This window comes from Devosia sp., from assembly GCF_036406155.1.
In the GTDB taxonomy this organism is placed as follows: domain Bacteria; phylum Pseudomonadota; class Alphaproteobacteria; order Rhizobiales; family Devosiaceae; genus Devosia_A.
In genome coordinates, this window is the sequence record NZ_DASWVV010000202.1 from 1 (window position 1) to 13,484 (window position 13,484).

At 67.5% G+C, this 13,484-nt stretch carries 20 protein-coding genes; 14 read left to right on the top strand and 6 right to left on the bottom strand.

All coding sequences use genetic code 11. The features are described 5' to 3' along the window. Positions 1 to 484, top strand: a 484-nt coding sequence (locus VGD93_RS13770; RefSeq protein ID WP_395012731.1) for a 3-deoxy-7-phosphoheptulonate synthase, incomplete at its 5' end; no start/stop codon positions are given. A gap of 4 nt (positions 485 to 488) precedes the next feature. On the opposite strand, the gene VGD93_RS13775 is transcribed toward VGD93_RS13770, so the two are convergent. Next, complete coding sequence (locus VGD93_RS13775; protein ID WP_395012732.1) at positions 489 to 719, bottom strand: hypothetical protein; 231 nt, start codon at positions 717 to 719, stop codon at positions 489 to 491. Positions 720 to 762: 43 nt separating this feature from the next. Between VGD93_RS13775 and pgsA the strand changes: the two genes are divergently transcribed. Genes pgsA through VGD93_RS13790 form a run of 3 tightly spaced genes read left to right on the top strand, consistent with a single transcriptional unit; the run spans position 763 to position 2,079 of the window. Then, entirely contained in the window at positions 763 to 1,374 is a 612-nt protein-coding gene (gene pgsA, locus VGD93_RS13780) for a CDP-diacylglycerol--glycerol-3-phosphate 3-phosphatidyltransferase (protein ID WP_395012733.1), read from the top strand. Next, the gene (gene moaD, locus VGD93_RS13785; RefSeq protein WP_395012734.1) at positions 1,371 to 1,622 is read left to right on the top strand and encodes a molybdopterin converting factor subunit 1; all 252 of its coding nucleotides are present in this window, start codon (positions 1,371 to 1,373) and stop codon (positions 1,620 to 1,622) included. Before pgsA ends, moaD begins: the two co-directional genes overlap by 4 nt. Position 1,623: 1 nt before the next feature. Further along, on the top strand, positions 1,624 to 2,079 hold the full coding sequence (locus tag VGD93_RS13790) for a molybdenum cofactor biosynthesis protein MoaE (protein ID WP_395012735.1): 456 nt from the start codon (positions 1,624 to 1,626) through the stop codon (positions 2,077 to 2,079). Positions 2,080 to 2,129: 50 nt separating this feature from the next. Here VGD93_RS13790 and VGD93_RS13795 read toward each other — a convergent pair whose 3' ends face one another. Next, the gene (locus tag VGD93_RS13795) at positions 2,130 to 3,017 is read right to left on the bottom strand and encodes a branched-chain amino acid aminotransferase (protein ID WP_395012736.1); all 888 of its coding nucleotides are present in this window, start codon (positions 3,015 to 3,017) and stop codon (positions 2,130 to 2,132) included. A 195-nt stretch (positions 3,018 to 3,212) separates the two neighbouring features. On the opposite strand from VGD93_RS13795, the gene VGD93_RS13800 reads away from it, so the two are divergent. Further along, positions 3,213 to 3,665 carry a MarR family winged helix-turn-helix transcriptional regulator gene (locus tag VGD93_RS13800; RefSeq protein ID WP_395012737.1) on the top strand — a complete coding sequence of 151 codons (453 nt, stop codon included), beginning with the start codon at positions 3,213 to 3,215 and terminating at the stop codon, positions 3,663 to 3,665. Between the two features lies 1 nt (position 3,666). Here the strand turns inward: VGD93_RS13800 and VGD93_RS13805 are convergent, their stop codons facing one another. From VGD93_RS13805 to VGD93_RS13820, 4 genes are all read right to left on the bottom strand, one after another. Beyond that, positions 3,667 to 4,008 (bottom strand): tRNA-binding protein, encoded by a 342-nt coding sequence (locus VGD93_RS13805; RefSeq protein ID WP_395012738.1) that lies wholly within the window; start codon positions 4,006 to 4,008, stop codon positions 3,667 to 3,669. Then, complete coding sequence (gene proC / locus VGD93_RS13810; protein ID WP_395012739.1) at positions 4,001 to 4,816, bottom strand: pyrroline-5-carboxylate reductase; 816 nt, start codon at positions 4,814 to 4,816, stop codon at positions 4,001 to 4,003. The genes VGD93_RS13805 and proC overlap by 8 nt, the downstream gene beginning before the upstream one ends. Beyond that, positions 4,813 to 5,313 carry a YbjN domain-containing protein gene (locus VGD93_RS13815; RefSeq protein ID WP_395012740.1) on the bottom strand — a complete coding sequence of 167 codons (501 nt, stop codon included), beginning with the start codon at positions 5,311 to 5,313 and terminating at the stop codon, positions 4,813 to 4,815. The genes proC and VGD93_RS13815 overlap by 4 nt, the downstream gene beginning before the upstream one ends. A gap of 277 nt (positions 5,314 to 5,590) precedes the next feature. Then, complete coding sequence (locus VGD93_RS13820; RefSeq protein WP_395012741.1) at positions 5,591 to 5,845, bottom strand: accessory factor UbiK family protein; 255 nt, start codon at positions 5,843 to 5,845, stop codon at positions 5,591 to 5,593. A 128-nt stretch (positions 5,846 to 5,973) separates the two neighbouring features. Between VGD93_RS13820 and lgt the strand changes: the two genes are divergently transcribed. The 9 genes from lgt to VGD93_RS13865 all read left to right on the top strand — a co-directional run bounded on the left by lgt (position 5,974) and on the right by VGD93_RS13865 (position 13,469). Continuing rightward, entirely contained in the window at positions 5,974 to 6,783 is an 810-nt protein-coding gene (lgt, locus tag VGD93_RS13825; protein ID WP_395012742.1) for a prolipoprotein diacylglyceryl transferase, read from the top strand. Continuing rightward, positions 6,780 to 7,856, top strand: a complete 1,077-nt coding sequence (locus VGD93_RS13830) for a class I SAM-dependent methyltransferase (protein WP_395012743.1) — start codon at positions 6,780 to 6,782, stop codon at positions 7,854 to 7,856. The genes lgt and VGD93_RS13830 overlap by 4 nt, the downstream gene beginning before the upstream one ends. Continuing rightward, a complete protein-coding gene (pgeF, locus tag VGD93_RS13835) occupies positions 7,856 to 8,626 on the top strand; it encodes a peptidoglycan editing factor PgeF (RefSeq protein WP_395012744.1) in 771 nt (256 codons plus the stop codon). The genes VGD93_RS13830 and pgeF overlap by 1 nt, the downstream gene beginning before the upstream one ends. A gap of 112 nt (positions 8,627 to 8,738) precedes the next feature. Further along, positions 8,739 to 9,671, top strand: a complete 933-nt coding sequence (locus VGD93_RS13840; RefSeq protein ID WP_395012745.1) for a ribose-phosphate pyrophosphokinase — start codon at positions 8,739 to 8,741, stop codon at positions 9,669 to 9,671. A 155-nt stretch (positions 9,672 to 9,826) separates the two neighbouring features. After that, positions 9,827 to 10,459, top strand: a complete 633-nt coding sequence (locus VGD93_RS13845; RefSeq protein ID WP_395012746.1) for a 50S ribosomal protein L25/general stress protein Ctc — start codon at positions 9,827 to 9,829, stop codon at positions 10,457 to 10,459. 50 nt (positions 10,460 to 10,509) lie between these two features. Beyond that, on the top strand, positions 10,510 to 11,241 hold the full coding sequence (gene pth / locus VGD93_RS13850; RefSeq protein ID WP_395012747.1) for an aminoacyl-tRNA hydrolase: 732 nt from the start codon (positions 10,510 to 10,512) through the stop codon (positions 11,239 to 11,241). A 72-nt stretch (positions 11,242 to 11,313) separates the two neighbouring features. After that, a complete protein-coding gene (gene ychF, locus VGD93_RS13855) occupies positions 11,314 to 12,414 on the top strand; it encodes a redox-regulated ATPase YchF (protein ID WP_395012748.1) in 1,101 nt (366 codons plus the stop codon). A 3-nt stretch (positions 12,415 to 12,417) separates the two neighbouring features. Continuing rightward, positions 12,418 to 12,915, top strand: a complete 498-nt coding sequence (locus tag VGD93_RS13860) for a MaoC family dehydratase (RefSeq protein ID WP_395012749.1) — start codon at positions 12,418 to 12,420, stop codon at positions 12,913 to 12,915. Then, entirely contained in the window at positions 12,912 to 13,469 is a 558-nt protein-coding gene (locus tag VGD93_RS13865) for a MaoC family dehydratase (RefSeq protein WP_395012750.1), read from the top strand. The genes VGD93_RS13860 and VGD93_RS13865 overlap by 4 nt, the downstream gene beginning before the upstream one ends. Positions 13,470 to 13,484 lie beyond the last annotated feature (15 nt).

A 13,484-nucleotide genomic window follows, 5' to 3' on the forward strand; every position in this document is an offset into this window, starting at 1 on the left:
CGACGCCGTCAAGTCGGCCAGCCAGGCGCACCACTTCCTCGCCGTCACCAAAAGCGGCAAGTCTGCCATCGCCTCGACCACCGGCAACGACGATTGCCACATCATCCTGCGCGGCGGAAAGTCGACCAACTATGACGCGTCGAGCATCGAGGCCGCCTGCGCCGAAGCGACGAAATCGGGATCACGGCCGGTCGTGATGGTCGATGCCAGCCACGCCAACTCGTCGAAGCAGCCGGAGAATCAGCCGCTCGTGGCCGAGGCGATCGCCGCGCAAATGGAGGCCGGCGACCGGCGCATCATCGGCGTCATGATCGAGAGCAACCTGGTGGCCGGCCGGCAGGACTTGGTCCCCGGCCGCCCCCTGACCTATGGCCAGTCGATCACCGACGGCTGCATCGACTGGGAAACATCCGTCGCCGTCCTCGACCGGCTGGCGGCCGCGGTCGCCGGCCGCCGTCGCGCGACCGGCCAACTCGTCGCCTGAGAGGTCAGTCGAAGCGGTTGGCGGCCGGGGGATCGCTGGCCGGGAACGACTCGTCCGCGGCCTCGTCGACCTTGTCCCAGTGGCGCGGCTTCTTGCGCTGCGCACTGGGCCCCGCCGGCCGGACCTGCACATCGGCCTCGGGCGGACCGGCCGGCTCGCCGTTCTTGAAGGCGGCCGCCCCTGCCCGCCGCGGCGGCTGTTTCGGATTTGCCTGATGCTGGGCATTACGGATCATGGGAATCCTCCTGTCGAAGCGGAGAAACCCCCGCGCCCCCCGAGTGGTTCCGCTTGACCTGTCGGTGCGGTTCCTGTTCCCTCGCTGCATGCCCGCCTCCACCGTCACATCGCTGCCCAATCTCATCACGATCGGCCGCATCCTGCTGATTCCGGTGATCTGCTGGCTGCTCGCCGGCGACGACCCATCGCTGCGCGCCACAGCCCTCGGGCTCTACGCCCTCGCTGCAGTCAGCGACTGGCTGGATGGCTACCTCGCCCGCCGGCTCAAGCTGGGTTCGCCGCTCGGCCGCATGCTCGATCCTATCGCCGACAAGCTCCTGGTCGGCGCCCTCCTCATCATGCTGGCGTGGAATGGCAGCTTCTCCGGGCTCGACCTCATCCCGGCGGTGGCCATCCTGCTGCGCGAGGTCTTCGTTTCCGGCCTGCGCGAGTTCCTCGGGCCGCGCAATGTGATCGTGCACGTCACCAGGCTGGCGAAATGGAAGACCACGGTGCAACTCGTGGCTCTCGCCATCGTGATGCTCGAAACCCTGGCTCCGGGCTGGCAACTGGTGAGCGATGCCGTGCTGTGGCTGGCCGGCCTGCTGACGGTGTGGACCGGCATCCAGTATTTCCGGGGCGCATGGCCCCACCTCAAGGGTGACGCGACGTGAAGATCCTGTATTTCGCCTGGCTGCGGGAACGCCTCAACCTCAGCGAGGAGGAGGTGGCGCCGCCCCCCGAAATCGTGACGGTGGGCGACCTGATTCAGTGGCTGAGGAGCCGCAACGAAGCGGCTGAACTGGCAATGGAAAAGCCGGAACTCGTGCGCGCCGCCGTCGACGCGCGGATCGTCGATCATGACGCGGCCCTGGCAGGCGCTGCGGTCGTCGCGCTCTTCCCGCCGATGACCGGCGGCTGACATGTCGATCCGGCTGCAGCAGGCCCCCTTCGATCCGGGCGGCGAGACCAACGCCTTCCTCGCCGGCTCCGATGGCGCCGGTGCGGCGGTGACCTTCACCGGCCTCGTCCGCTCCGCGCCGGATGATCCGATAGAGACGCTGACGCTCGAGTGCTACGAGGACCTGGCACAGGCCCAGATTTCACGGATGGTGGCGGAGGCGACCGCGCGCTTCGGGCTGATCAAGGTGACCGTGATCCACCGTTTCGGCACTTTGCGGCGGGGCGAGCCGATCGTCCAGGTGATGACCCTCGCACCGCACCGCGAGGCCGCCTTCGCGGGCGCCGAATACCTCATGGACTACCTGAAGACGGACGCCCCCTTCTGGAAGCGCGAGACGACGCCCGCGGGCGCGCGCTGGGTCGCCGCCAAGCCGGAGGACGACCGCGCGCGAGACCGCTGGACGAGGCAAGGCTGACGCTGGCCGCTCCCGCCCTCACGGAGGGCGGGCCGCCAGCGTTGCCGCCGCTACTCCGCCGCCACCTGCTGGGGCGTCACCGCCGCGCTGTAGGCCTCGATCAGGGTCTGGCAGGCCTTGCCCGGGGTGAAACGGAAATCGCCGACCTGGGAGACCGGGGTCACTTCCGCGGCGGTGCCGGTGAGGAAGCACTCCTCGAAGTCCGCCAGTTCCTCCGGCCGGATGTGGCGCTCGACCACGCGATAGCCGTTCTCCTTGGCCAGCCCGACGAGGGTCTGGCGGGTGATGCCGTTGAGGAAGCAGTCGGGCGTCGGGGTGTGGACCTCGTCGCCCTTGACGAAGAAGACGTTCGCCCCGGTCGCCTCGGCCACGTAGCCGCGGTAGTCGAGCATCAGGGCGTCGGCATAACCCTCAGCCATGGCTGCATCTTTCGAGAGAGTGCAGATCATGTAGAGGCCGGCGGCCTTGGCCTTGCAGGGGATGGTTTCGGGGCTCGGGCGCTTCCACTTGCTCCACTGCAGCCGGATGCCCTTGAGCTTCTCCTCGACCGAGAAGTAGCTGGGCCAGACCCAGGCGGCGATCGCCAGGTGCACCGTGTTGTTGCGTGCCGGCACGCTCAGTTCCTCCGAACCGCGCCAGGCGATGGGCCGCATATAGGCATCGACCAAGTTGTTGCTGGCCAGCACCTGCCGGCAGGCCGCGTCGATCTCGTCGGCGGAATACGGAATGGTGAAGTCGAGGGTCTTGCCGCTCTCGATCAGCCGGTTGGTGTGCTCGCGCAGCTTGAACACCTCGCCGCCATAGGCCCGCTGCCCCTCGAACACGGCGCTCGCATAGTGCAGCCCGTGCGTCAGCACGTGGATCTTGGCTTCACGCCAGGGTTTGAGTTCACCGTCGAACCAGATCCAGCCATCACGCTGGTCCATCGGCACTGCCATTTCGTTCTCCCATTCTCTTCGCGACGGTCCGCCCGGGCCGCTGTCCTTAGGGCGATCTTGCCTCACCCGCATGCGCGTGGCAAACCGGAACGGCGCTGCGGCGAGACGTTCGTGATCAACGGTAGGACAATGGCACCGAGCAAAATAAATGTCAACAAGACTGACATAAATACGCCTCCGGAAAACCCTTCGGCCATGCCCCTCGACGTCATGGGGTTGTTCTTCTTCGCCTATCGCGACTTCGTCGGCGACGCCGACGCCCTGCTCGAGCGCCAGGGTTTCGGCAGGGCGCACCACCGCGTGCTGTACTTCGTCAACCTCAAGCCGGGAATGCCGGTGGCCGACATCCTCGACATCCTCAAGATCACCAAGCAGAGCCTGGCCCGCGTGCTGCGCCAACTGATCGACAACGGCTATATCGAGCAGAAGACCGGGCGGGCCGACCGCCGCCAACGCCTGCTCTACGCCACGGCCAAGGGCCGGGAGCTCTTCGAAACGCTCTCGGCGACACAGACGAGTCGCATCGACGCCGCCATCGCCGCCCTGCCGCCGGCCGGGCGCAGAACCGTGCTCAAATTCTTCGTCGGCATGGTCGAGCCGGCGGACCGGCCGCTCCTCGACCGCCTCAAGCTCACCGAGAATCTCTAGCCTAGATCAGCCGCTTGCCGTTCGGCACCGGGACGTCGACGCCGGCAAGGACGATGGCCCCCGCGGCATCCTCGAATCCCAGCGTCAGCACCTCGGACCGCATCGGCCCGATCTGGCGCGGCGGGAAGTTGACCACCGCCATCACCTGCCTGCCGACCAGCGCGTCCGGCTGATAGTGCGTCGTGATCTGGGCCGACGATTTCCGGACGCCGAGCTCCGGCCCGAAATCGACCACGAGGATGATCGCCGGCTTGCGCGCCTCGGGAAACGGCCGGGCCTCGATGACGGTCCCTACCCTGATGTCGACCTTGAGGAAGTCGTCGTAGCTGATCGTTTCAGTCACGCCCCAGTTCCTCGCTGCGCAGGCGCGCCGCCATGACGGCGCGATCCAGCAGCCGTTCGAGGCCGTCCGGGGCCATCAGCACCTGCAGCGCCGCCGCCGTCGTGCCCTTGGGCGAGGTGACGTTCTCACGCAGGACCGAGGCGGGCTGCGGATCGGCCTCCAGCAGCGCCGCGGCGCCGATCACCGTCTGGCGGGCGAGTTGCATCGCCTGCCCGGCCTCGAGCCCCTGGCGCACGCCCGCGAGGGCGAGCGCCTCGACGAGATAGAAGACGTAGGCGGGGCCCGATCCCGACACTGCGGTGACGGCGTCCAGCTGGGTCTCCGCGTCGAACCACAGCACCTCGCCCGCCGCACCCAGCAGCGTGTTGGCCACCTCCCGGTCGGCATCGGAGATCTGCAGGCCGACGGCCCCGGAGATGCCCTTGCCGATCTGGGCAGGCGTGTTGGGCATGGCGCGCACGATCCGCCGGGTCTGCAGCCCGGCAGCGAGTGTGGCGAGAGAGACGCCCGCGGCGATCGACACGACCAGGGTATGGGCCCCGACCGCGGGCTGGATCTCGGCCATGACCGGCTTCATCACCTGGGGCTTGACGGCCAGCACCATGACATGCGTCAGCACGCCCAGTGGCGACTGCAACATCCGGATGCCATGTTCCTGCGCGAATGCGCGCGCCGCTGCGCCGGGCTCCGGATCGACAAGCACCAGGTCGCTGCCCGCAAGCCCGCCTGCCACCCAGCCGCGGGCCAGGGCCAACCCCATCTTGCCGGCGCCGACAACGACGACCGGCCCGATACCCGCGAACGTCACGCTTCCCCCACCGTCTCGAACATCACCTGGCTCAGCGCCTCGCCCGCATTCTTGCCGGCCCACACCACGAACTGGAAGGCCTGGTAGTAGAGATCGCAGCTGTCCGTCGCCGAGCGCAGCAGCGCTTCGCATTGCTGCGGGGAGACTTCCGCCCCGCCCGAGAGCAGATGCGAGTTGCGGAACAGCACGACGCCCTCGTGGTTCCACATGTCGAAATGGCCAATCCACAGCTGCTCGTTGATGAGCGCCACAAGTTGCCTCACTTCGCTGCGCCGGGCCTCCGGCACCCTCAGGTCGAACGCACAGGCGATGTGCAGGGACTCGAGGTCCGACATCCAGTTGAACGAGACATGGTAGTCGCTCCAGGACCCACGCACCGAGATGGAAATCTCATCATCGTCCTGGCGTTCGAAACTCCAGTCGTTGATGGAAGCGATGTGCTCGATGATATCGACCGGATGAACCGTACGGTCCGCTTCGATCTGCAGAAGTGCCATGGAATCGGAATCCTGCTTTGGCAACATGTGGGAGTCCGGGCGACAGTGAGGCTGTGCCGCGAACGCTATACTCTTGAGAACTTGCCGCACGCAGAAAAGCCTACGAATCGTCCCGTGGCGGCGACCCTACACCGGGTCTTCGATTCCGGGGACCGCGCCGCCGCCGCATCCAAGGCTTTCTTCTGTGGATGATCGGTCTTGTAGAGTTAACAAGTCCTTAACCTGCCGAGTCTGTCCACCGCCACATTGGCCGATTGTGGCACAACTCGGCGCGTGCTCAGGACGCCGGCTTCTTCTTGTCCTGCGCCGCCGCGAGCTCGCGGCGCAACTGGGCGATTTCCTCGCCCTGCGCCTGCACCAGTTCGCGCAGGGCATCGAAATCCTCGCGCTTCACCAGGTCCATGTCGGCGACAAGCCGCTCGGCCTGGGACTTTACCGCGGTTTCGACCTCGCGCCGCACACCGTCGGCCACGCCGGCCGCGTCGTTCATCAGGCGGCCGATATCGTCGAAAATCCTGCTGGTGGTGCTCATCGCGCGGTCCTCGCAATCTCCTGGCCGGTTGCCGGCACTGCTGCGACTATGTAGGAGCTTGCGACTGGCTTGACCAGAGCCGGACCGTGCCTACATGGTCGCGGAACTTCCCGCCGGAGCGTCACCGCGTGCCTTTCCCCGACATCGATCCCGTCGCCTTCGCCATCGGCCCCTTCGTCGTGCGCTGGTACGCGCTGGCCTATCTGGGCGGGGTCGTGCTCGGCGCCGCCTACGGCAGGACGCTGCTCGCCCAGAACGCCCTGTGGAAGGACGGCAAGCCGCCGTTCGAGGCCGCCGCGATCTGGGATTTCGCCTTCTGGGCGGTCATCGGCATCGTCCTGGGGGGACGCCTCGGCTACGTGCTGTTCTACAACCTGCCCCATTACGCCGCGAACCCCGGCGAGATCCTTGCCCTGTGGGACGGCGGCATGGCCTATCACGGCGGCATGGTCGGCCTCATGACGGCGATGGCGCTGTTCACGCGCTCCAAGGGCGGCAACATCCTGTCCGCGCTGGACCTGCTGGGCGCCATCGCCACGATCGGCCTGTTCCTCGGGCGGCTGGCCAACTTCGTCAACGCCGAACTGTACGGCGCTCCGACCAGCCTGCCATGGGGTGTCGTGTTCCCCACCGACCCCGAACAATTGCCGCGCCACCCGAGCCAGCTCTACGAGGCGGCGCTCGAGGGGTTGCTGCTGTTCATCATCATTCGCTACGTGACCCACGTCGCCCATGGCCTGCGGCGGCCGGGACTGACCGCCGGCATTTTCGGCATCGGCTATGCCGTGAGCCGGATCGCCGTCGAGTTCGTGCGCCTGCCCGATCCACAACTGGGCTATCTGTGGGGCGGCTGGCTGACCATGGGCATGGTGCTCAGCCTGCCGATCCTGGTCGCCGGCATCGCCCTCGTCTTCTATGCCGGCAGGCGTGCACCGTGACCGGGGACCCGGGCCTGCCTGAGTTGATCGACGCTCAGATCCGCGCCAACGGCCCCATGTCCATCGCCAGCTACATGGCGCTCTGCCTCACCCATCCGCGCCGCGGCTACTACAAGCAGGACGACCCGCTCGGCGCCGGGGGCGACTTCATCACCGCCCCCGAGATCAGCCAGATGTTCGGCGAACTCATCGGTTTCTTCTTCGTCAACCTCTGGCAGCAGAAGGGCGAGCCGCGCTCCTTCACCCTGCTCGAACTGGGCCCGGGCCGCGGCACGCTCATGCAGGACGCGCTGCGCGTCGCGACGCGCGCCCCCGGCTTCGGCGACGCGCTGCACCTGCAACTCTACGAGACCAACGAGGACCTGAAACGGCAGCAGGCGGCCCGCCTCCGCCAGTACCACCCCTACTGGGCCGAGGAGATCGACGCCGTCGGCGACGGCCCGCTGCTCGTCGTCGCCAACGAGTTCTTCGATGCCATGCCCATCCGGCAGTTCGTCAGGGGTACAGCGGGCTGGCACGAGCGGCTGGTCGGCCTGCGCGACGGCAAACGCATTTTCGGACTGTCGCCCACGCCGATCCCCGACGGCGCCGTGCCCGAAACGCTGCGCGGGGCCGGGCCGGGCGCGGTCTACGAAATGTCCCTCGCGGCGCGCGACGTCATGCAACGCCTCGGCCAGGCCGTCGCGCGGCTGGGCGGCGCCATCCTCGCCATCGACTACGGCCACGGCGAGACGCAGGCCGGCGAGACGCTGCAGGCCGTGCGCCGGCACGCCTACGCCGACCCGCTGGATGCGCCCGGGCAGGCCGATCTCTCCGCCCATGTCGATTTCGGCGCCTTGGCCACTGCCGCCACGGATGCCGGGCTGATCGCGCAGCCCCTCGCAACGCAGGGCGACTTCCTGCGCCGGCTGGGTATCGGCGAGCGCGCGCGGATGCTGGCCGATGCCAATCCCGGCGAAGCGGCGACGATCGCGGCCGCGCTCGAGCGCCTGACGGGGGCGGAGCAGATGGGCAGGCTGTTCAAGGTCTTCTGCGCGACCAGCCCTGGCCTCGTCCCCGCGGGGTTCTCGTGATGCCCGTCCCTTTCGAGCAGAGCGACGCGCTCGCCGGCCTGGCCGGCCTGCGGCACGGATTCTTCGGCCGGCAGGGGGGAAGCTCTGCGGGGGTCTTTGCCACCCTCAACATGTCGGAAAGCACCGGGGACAGCCGGGAAGCCGTCGCCGGGAACCGGGCCCGTGCCATGGCGACACTGGGCTTCGCCTCCCCCGCGCTGGCGCTTGCGAGGCAGGTGCATTCCGCCACGGTCGTCACCCTGGCCGGGCCGCCCGACTGGCGGACGCCGCCGGAAGCGGACGCGCTCGTCACCAGCGTGCCCGGCGTCGTGCTCGGCGTCCTCACCGCCGACTGCGCCCCGATCCTGCTGGCCGATCCCGCGGCCGGCGTCGTCGGCGCCGCCCATGCGGGCTGGAAAGGCGCCGTGGGTGGCATTGTCGGCGCAACCGTCGACGCCATGGTGGCGCTCGGTGCCAAGCCGCCGAGGATCGTCGCCGCCGTCGGGCCGACCATATCGTCCGCCAACTACGAGGTCGGCCCCGAGTTTGCCGCCGACCTCATTGCCAGGCACGGCGACGCGGCGCGGCACGTGGTCCGCCCGCCAGGCGGGCGCGAGCACTTCGACCTGCCCGGCTTCGTGGTCGGGCAATTGCGGCGAGCCGGGGTGGGCTCGGTGTTTGATCTCGGCCTTTGCACCTATGCCGATCCCGCACGCTATTTCTCGCATCGCCGCGCCACCCACGAGGGCACGACGACCGGGCGGCAGATCGCGCTGATCGGGCGCACCTGAGGCCGGTCGATTCTTTGCACCCTTTGGCGGATTGCGCCGCAGGGGCGCGCGCTATAAACGTGCGCGCCAACGGGCCACCGGCGCGCACGCGGCACACTATCGGGATAGCGAAATGAAACTGGTCACTGGCAATTCCAACGTCGCCTTGGCCGAAGCCGTGTCCAGCTATCTCGAGATCCCGCTCACCGACTGTACGGTGAAACGCTTCGCCGACCACGAGGTCTATGTCGAGGTCCACGAGAACGTGCGCGGCGAGGATGTGTTCATCCTGCAGTCGACCTCGTTCCCGGCCAACGACCATCTGATGGAACTGCTCATCCTGACCGATGCCTTGCGCCGTTCCTCCGCGCGCCGCATCACCGCGGTGGTTCCGTATTTCGGCTACGCCCGCCAGGACCGGCGCTCGGCCGGCCGCACGCCGATCTCCGCCAAGCTGGTGTCCAACCTCATCACCGAAGCCGGCGTCAACCGGGTCATCACCCTCGACCTGCACGCGGCCCAGATCCAGGGCTTCTTCGACATCCCCACGGACAACCTCTACTCCGCCCCGGTCATGACCCGGGACATCAGTGAACACTACGACACCTCAGAACTGATGATCGTCTCGCCCGACGTCGGCGGCGTCGCCCGCGCCCGCGCCATTGCGCAGCGGATCGGCGCCGACCTCGCCATCGTCGACAAGCGTCGCCCCCGTGCCGGCGTGTCCGAGGTGATGAACATCATCGGCGACGTCGCGGGCCACGCCTGCGTCATGATCGACGACATCGTCGATTCCGGCGGCACCCTCGTCAACGCCGCCGAGGCGCTGCTGAAATCCGGCGCGCGGGAAGTGTCGGCCTATATCACCCATGGCGTGCTCTCGGCCGGGGCGGCGGAGCGCATCGCCGCCTCCAAGCTCAAGGAACTGGTGATCACCGATTCCATCGCCGAGACCGACGGCGTCCGCTCCGCCCCGAACATCCGCCGTATCTCCATCGCTCCGCTGATCGGCGAGGCCATCGCCCGCACGGCCAGCGAACAGAGCGTCTCGAGCCTGTTCGACTGACGCTTCGGCTGTCGCCATCCAGGCCGGGAAGCGCACTTGCCCGGCACCGGCCTTTCCTCTATATCCCGGCGCCATGAAGCGCCTGTCACCCCTGGAGGACGGGCGCGCGAGCTATGATGAACATGGTTCGCACCAACCCATGAATGGAACATTGCATGGCTGCTACCGAGCTCAAGGCTCAGGCGCGGACCGGAGTGGGCAAGGGGGCCGCTCGGGCACTGCGTCGCGAAGGTCTCATCCCCGCCGTCATCTACGGTGACAAGAAGCCCCCGCTTCCCGTCTCCATTTCCTATAACGAAGCGCTGAAGCGCATCTATGCCGGCGGCTTCCTGTCGCACGTCATCACGCTCGACGTCGACGGCGAGAAGCACAAGGTCATCCCGCGCGACTACCAGCTCGATCCGGTCAAGGACAAGCCGCTGCACGTCGACTTCCTGCGCGTCGGCGCAGGGGCACGCATCAATGTGCAGGTCGCTGTCCACTTCGTCGGCGAGGACAAGAGCCCCGGCATCAAGCGCGGCGGCGTGCTCAACATCGTGCACCACACGCTGGAACTCAGCTGCCCTGCCGACGCCATCCCCGAGCAAGTGACGGTCGATCTCGCCGGCCTCGATATCGGCGATCCCATCCACCTCGATGCGGTGCAGCTGCCGACGGGCGTGCAGTTGCATGGCCATGAGATCGATCCCACCGTGGCCACCATCGTCGCTCCCTCCGGCATGCGCGCCGAAGAGGCCGAGGCCGGCGCCGCCGAGAGCGCGGCTCCCGCGGGCGAGACCAAGGAGTAACCTTTGGTCGGGGCGGCCAACAGGTCGCCCCCGCCATCGGAGTCATCGCCATGCAGCTGCTGGTCGGCCTCGGCAATCCCGGGGACAAATATCGCAACAACCGGCACAATATCGGCTTCATGGCGATCGACGCGATCGCCCGCCGGCATGGATTCGCCCCGTTCCGCAACAAGTTCGCCGGACTCCTCTCCGAGGGGACCATCGCCGGCGAGAAGCTGCTGCTGCTCAAGCCGCAGACCTTCATGAACAACTCCGGCGAAAGCGTGCTGGCGGCGATGAGCTTTTACAAGCTCGCGCCGGAGGCGATCACCGTCATCTATGACGAGATCGACCTGGCGGCGGGCAAGGTCAGGATCAAGCGCGGCGGCGGCAATGGCGGTCACAACGGACTGCGCTCGATCGACCCCAGGATCGGCACCGCCTACCGCCGGGTGCGGCTCGGCATCGGCCATCCAGGCAACAAGGATCTGGTGATGCCGCACGTCCTCGGCGATTTCTCCAAGGCCGAGATGGGCTGGCTCACCCCGTTGCTCGAGGCCCTCGCCGAGAATGCCGGCCTGCTGGTCGGCGGCGACGACAACACGTTGATGAACCGTCTCGCCATTGCCGTCGGCGGCGATGGCGCCGAGCGGCCGCAGCGCCCGGAATCGGCGGACCCGGCGCGGCCCAAGGCGCAAAGCCACGTCCGCGCTGCCCGGCGCCCGCCCGCGCCGGCCGAGGTCCCGGAGACGGGCCCGATGGCGGCGATGCTCAGGAAGCTCCTCGGCGGCAAGGACGGCTGAGACGGCAGCAACGCGATTGACATCGTCCCCCTTCCGCACGATGTGGGGACCAGCATTCTTCCGGAGACGGTCATGAGTTTGAAGATGGGCATCGTCGGCCTGCCCAACGTGGGCAAATCGACGCTTTTCAATGCCCTCACCCGCACCGCCGCCGCGCAGGCCGCGAACTTCCCGTTCTGCACCATCGAGCCGAATGTGGGCGAGGTCGCCGTGCCCGACGAGCGCCTCGAGGCCATCGCCAGGATCGGCAAGTCCGCAACCACCATTCCGGCACGCATGAGCTTCGTCGACATTGCCGGGCTGGTGAAGGGTGCCAGCAAGGGCGAGGGATTGGGCAACCAGTTCCTAGCCAATATCCGCGAATGCGACGCCGTGGTCTACGTGCTGCGCTGCTTCGAGGACGACAACATCGTGCACGTCGCCGGTCGCGTCGACCCCATCGCCGATGCCGAGGTGGTCGAGACCGAACTCATGCTGGCCGACCTCGAGAGCCTCGAAAAGCGCGCGCCCAACCTCGAAAAGCGTGCCAAGCAGGGCGACAAGGACGCCAAACTGGCCTTCGACCTGGTCGAGCGGGCCCGCCGTCTGCTTTACGAGGGCAAGCCGGCACGCCACCTCGCACTTGGCTCGCCCGATGAGGAGAAGGCCTTCCAGCAGCTGCAACTGCTGACCGCCAAGCCGGTGCTGTATGTGTGCAACGTCGACGAGGCGCACGCCGCGACCGGCAATGCCTGGACGGAAAAGGTGGCCGAGTACGCCAAGGGCCACAATGCCGGGACGGTGGTCATCTCGGCGGAGATCGAGAGCCAGCTGGCACAACTGCCCAACGCGGAGCAGCGCGAGTTCCTCGCCGCCCTCGGGCTCGAAGAAGCCGGGCTCAACCGGCTGATCCGGGAAGGCTACCAGCTGCTCGGCCTGCAGACCTATTTCACCGTCGGGCCGAAGGAGGCGCGCGCCTGGACCATCCACAAGGGCGACAAGGCTCCCCAGGCTGCCGGCGTCATCCATTCGGACTTCGAGCGCGGCTTCATCCGGGCCCAGACCATCGCCTATGACGACTTCGTCGCCCTGGGCGGCGAAGTGGCTGCCCGCGAAGCGGGCAAGGCGCGCGACGAAGGCAAGGACTACGTCGTCAAGGACGGCGACATCATGCTGTTCAAGTTCAATACCTAGCTCATGCCCAACAATCCCGTCACCGCCGATCGCCGCCATTTTGAAGACCTCGCCGTCGGGGAGGTCATCGCGCTCGGCCGCATCACGGTGACGAAAGAGATGATCTTCACCTTCGCCCGCGAATTCGATCCGTTTCCCTTCCATCTCGACGAAAGAGCCGCCAAGGCGTCGCTCCTGGGCGGTCTCGCCGCCAGCGGCTGGCAAACGGCCGGGCTGAGCCTGAGGATGCTGGCCGACGCCTTCCTCACCACCATCGCCTCCATGGGGGGCCTCGGCTTTTCCGACCTCAAGTGGAAGCGGCCGGTCATGGTTGGCGACAGCATCGGCGGCACCGTCACCATCTCCGCCCTGAGGCGTTCCCGCGGCCATCCCGAGCGCGGCATCGTGACCCTCGACTTCGACATCCGCAATCAGCGCGCCGAGCCGGTGATGTCGATGCGGCTGGCCAACCTCATCGAGTTGCGCGACCCCACCCTGCCCATCACCGAGGCCGCCGAATGACGCGCTGGTTCGAGGACATCGTGGTGGGCGACAGCTTTCCCCTCGGCAGCCACACCTTTTCGGCCGAGGAGATCATCCGCTTCGGCCAGCTCTACGACCCGCAATACTTCCACACCGATCCCGAGGCCGCCCGGCACAGCCATTTCGGCGGGCTGATCGCCTCGGGCTGGCACACGGTCAGCGTCGGCCAGCGCAAGATGGTGGACGCGCTCTTCGCCGAGGAGGAGCAGTTGCGCCGCGACGGCCGCAAGCCTGGCGTCTCCGGCCCCTCCCCCGGGGTCAACCGCATGGATTTCAAGGCGCCGGTGCGCCCCGGCGACACCGTTGCCTACACCCTTACGGTCACCGGCAAGCGCCCGTCCAGGTCCTTCCCCGGCTGGGGCCTGCTGTTCAACACGCTCGAGGCGGTGAACCAGGACGGGGCGCTGGTCTATCATGCCGAGCTGGTCGGCTTTTCCAAGCTGCGCGACTATCGCATGCCGTTGCGGCAGAGGACGCTTCTGGCGTTGACCCGACTCCCCGTATTGGGGAGATTGCTGCTGTCTTCGCGCTGACCAGACACGGGACGT